General features: G+C 68.2%; 2 protein-coding genes. Both read right to left on the minus strand.

Annotation, left to right across the window (positions count from 1 at the left end):
• Positions 1-1,592: malto-oligosyltrehalose trehalohydrolase (gene treZ / locus H0W38_RS18330; protein WP_292456780.1), on the minus strand; the 1,592-nt coding region annotated here is incomplete at its 3' end.
• 10 nt (positions 1,593-1,602) lie between these two features.
• Complete coding sequence (glgX, locus tag H0W38_RS18335; protein WP_292456782.1) at positions 1,603-3,774, minus strand: glycogen debranching protein GlgX; 2,172 nt, start codon at positions 3,772-3,774, stop codon at positions 1,603-1,605.
• Positions 3,775-3,917 lie beyond the last annotated feature (143 nt).

Raw genomic sequence — 3,917 nt, forward strand, 5'->3', positions numbered from 1 at the left:
AGCAGCGCACGCACCCGCTCGCGCTGCGCCCGGGCTTCGTCGGCAGCGCCGCCTTCGGCCGGTTCGCGCGGGCACGACTGCTCGAAGCTCGCCGGCTCGTTCGGGTCGGGGATGCGCTCTCGCCGCGCCGGATCGGCGAACGCGGCGAAGCGCTCGAACTCGCGCCGGCGACCCTCGCGCACCGCCGCGGCCAGTTCGGGGTCGGGATGGCTGGTGAAGTAGACAAACGGCTCGGCCGCCGCCCATTCGTCGCCCATGAACAGCAGCGGAATCTGCGGCGCAAGCAACAGCAGCGCGGTCGCCGCCTGCAGCGCCTCGGGGTCGGCGAGCTTCGTGAGCCGCTCGCCGAAGGCACGGTTGCCGACCTGATCGTGGTTTTGCAGGAAGAGCACGAAGGCGCTCGGTGGCAACTGCGCACTGGGCTCGCCGCGCGCCTCGCCGCCGCGGTGTGCCGAGGCGTCGCCCTGGTAGGCGAAGCCTTCCGCCAGCACGCGGGCCAGCCGCTCGGCCGGGGCGTCGGCATAGTCGGCGTAATAGCCTTCGTGCTCACCGGTGAGCAGCACGTGCAGCACATGGTGGCCGTCGTCGTTCCACTGCGCATCGAAATGGTTCTCGAGCAGATGAGAAGCGTTGTCGTCGTGCTCGAGCACCAGGTGCACCTGGCGGCCCGGCTCGACCGCGGCGCGCACGCGCTGCGACAGCGTCTGCAGCCAGCCCTGCTCGGCGATGGCGTGCACGGCATCGAAGCGCAGCCCGTCGAAGCGGTACTCCATCAGCCAGTACAGCGCGTTGTGGATGAAGAACTCGCTCACCTCCGGCCGGCGGAAGTCGATTGCCTGGCCCCAGGGCGTGTGCGCGTCGTCGGTGAAAAAGGACTCGGCGTACAGGCCGAGGTAGTTGCCGTCCGGGCCGAAGTGGTTGTAGACGACATCTAGAAAGACCATCAGGCCCAGGCCGTGAGCGGCATCGATCAGCGACTTGAGTTCCTCGGGCGTGCCATAGGCGGCATCGGGCGCGAAGGGCAACACGCCGTCGTAGCCCCAGTTGCGCGCGCCGGGAAAGTCGTTCAGCGGCATCAGCTCGATGGCGGTGATGCCCAGTGCGGCGAGCGCCGGCAGACGGGCCTGCACGCCGGCGTAGCCGCCGAGCGCGCCGACGTGCAGTTCGTAGAGCACGGTCTCATTCCAGGGCCGGCCGGACCAGTCGGTGTGCTGCCATGCATAAGCCTGCGGATCGACCACCACGCTCGCGTCGTGAACGTCGCCGGCTTGCAGGCGCGAGGCCGGGTCGGGCACGGCGGTGAAGGCGGACGGGTCCGGTTCACCGTCGCTCTTGCCATCGCCTTTGCCCGACACGCAGTAGCGGTAGCGCGTGCCCGCGCCGCAGTCGACCTCGAGCTCGAACCAGCCGCCCTCGTTGCGGCGCATCGGCAGGGCGCGCTCCGGATCACCGGAGGGCACGTCGCCGGCCGGCTCGATCGCGAGCATCACGGCGGCGCTGCTCGGCGCCCACAGTCGAAAACGGGTGTGGCTTGCATCGTCGCTCAACTGAGCGCCGAAATCGAAGCGGTGGCGGTGGTGCAGGGAGCTCATCGGCGGGTTCTCAATCCAGTGGCGCCGGCCGGGTCTCGACAGGCTCGTCGTTGTGCATGGGTTCGGGCCTTTCTTCGGCCGGCGCATAGCCGGCAGTGGTGAGCAATACCACGCTGTGCGCCTGGACCTCGATGCTGTCGTCTTCGAGCGGCATGGGGGCCTTCTCGGGATGCGCGCTGTCGATCACGATCTGCCAGGCCGCATCGCCGGGCGACACACGAAACGCCTGCGGCTCGGCCGCACCGTTGATGAGCACGAGCGACAGGTTGATGTAGCCCTCGTCGCTGGTGCGCGCGCGGCGCAGCGCGATCAACCGGCCCTCGGCGTGGTCCCACTCGCGTTGCTGCATGGGCTCGCCATGCTCGTTGAGCCAGCTCAGCTCGCGAATGCCCGCGCCGAGTTCGCGCTGATCGCGCAGATAGTTGGCAGCGCGCAGGGTGGGATTGAGCTGACGCGCTTCGATGAGGCGGGCGGTGAAGTCGATCAGCGCCTGCCCTTCCTCGCTGCGCAGCAAATCCCAGTCGAGCCACGACAGCTCGTTGTCCTGGCAGTAGGCGTTGTTGTTGCCTTGTTGCGTGCGGCCGAACTCGTCGCCGCCGAGCAGCATGGGCGTGCCGTTGGAGAACATCAGCGTCGCGAGCATGGCGCGCACCACCTTGCCGCGCACCGCTTCGATGCCCTCGTACTCGCTCGGCCCTTCGATGCCCCAGTTGAAACTGTCGTCGTGGTCGGCGCCGTCGCGATTGTCCTCGCCGTTGGCCTCGTTGTGTTTCTCGTTGTAGCGCACCAGGTCGTGCAAGGGGAAGCCGTCGTGTGCGGTGATGAAGTTCAGGGACGCCCAGGGCCGGCGGCGGTCGTGGTTGAACATGTCGGCCGAGCCGTACAGGCGCGCGGCGAGCGCCCCGCGAAGGCCGGCGTTGCCGCGCCAGAAGCGGCGCACGTCGTCGCGGAAGCGACCGTTCCATTCGGCAAAGCCCGCCGGGTGATTGCCGATCTGATAGCCGCCGGGGCCGATGTCCCAGGGCTCGGCGATGAGCTTCACGCAGGCGAGCGTCGGGTCCTGGCCGATCGCGTCGAAGAAGCCGCTGCCCGGATCGAAGCCGCCCACCTCGCGGCCCAGCGTGACGCCGAGGTCGAAGCGGAATCCGTCGACGTGGAACTCGTCGACCCAGTAGCGCAGCGAGTCCATCACCATCTGGATCACGCGCGGATGCGACATGTTGACGGTGTTGCCGCAGCCGGTGTCGTTGATGCAGTGGCGCGGGTTGTCGGCCTGCAGGCGGTAGTAGCTTGCGTTGTCGAGCCCGCGGAACGAAAGCGTGGGGCCGAGTTCGCTTTCCTCGGCGGTGTGGTTGTAGACCACGTCGAGAATCACCTCGATGCCCGCCGCATGCAAACGGCGGATGGCGTTGCGCATTTCGTCCAGCTGGCCGCTGGCCAGGTAGCGCGGCTCCGGCGCAAAGAAGGACAGCGTGTTGTAGCCCCAGTAGTTGCGCAGCTTCTTCTCGACCAGCCGGCGGTCCTGCACGAAGGCGTGCACGGGCAGCAGCTCGAGCGCGGTGACACCCAGGCGCAGCAGGTGGTCGATCACCGAAGGATCGGCCAGCGCCGCGAAGCTGCCGCGCCGGTCGGTGCGGATCTTCTCGTTGCCCATGGTCATCCCGCGAACATGCGCCTCGTAGATCACCGTTTCGGCAAAGGGCGTGTTCGGCCGGCGCTCGCTGCGCCAGTTGAACGCAGCATCGACGACCACCGCCTTGGGCATGGCTTGGGCGCTGTCGCGCCGGTCGAAGCTCAGGTCGGCGCGCGGCGAATGGAGGCGGTAGCCGTACAGCGCGTCGGTCCAGCGGATGGAGCCGAACAGTTGACGCGCATAGGGATCGAGCAGCAGCTTGTGGTGGTTGAAGCGGTGGCCGTGCTGGGGCTCGTACGGGCCGTGGGCGCGGTAGCCGTACAACAGGCCGGCGCCTGCGTCGGGCAGGTAGCCGTGCCAGATGCCGTCGGTGCATTCGGGCAGCGACAGACGTGCCACCTCTTTGCGGCCAGCGGCGTCGAACAGGCAGAGTTCGATGCTCGATGCGTTGGCCGAGAAGACGGCGAAGTTGACGCCGTTGCCGTCGGGGGTGGCGCCGAGTGGGTAGGCGGAGCCGGAATCGAGCTTGGTGGGGAAGTTGGTTGACATATCGCGGACTGCTCAGGTGCGTTTGATTTTTTCAGTGCGTGCAAAGCCGGGGGCGGGCGGCGGGCTTCGCTTCAGTGCGGCGGTCGGCCCGCGTTGCGTGCCGACTGCGCTGTGCTGCTCGGGCTTGGGGCGCGTCGCGGAAC

The organism is Methylibium sp., assembly GCF_013817365.1.
Classification (GTDB): Bacteria; Pseudomonadota; Gammaproteobacteria; order Burkholderiales; family Burkholderiaceae_C; genus Methylibium.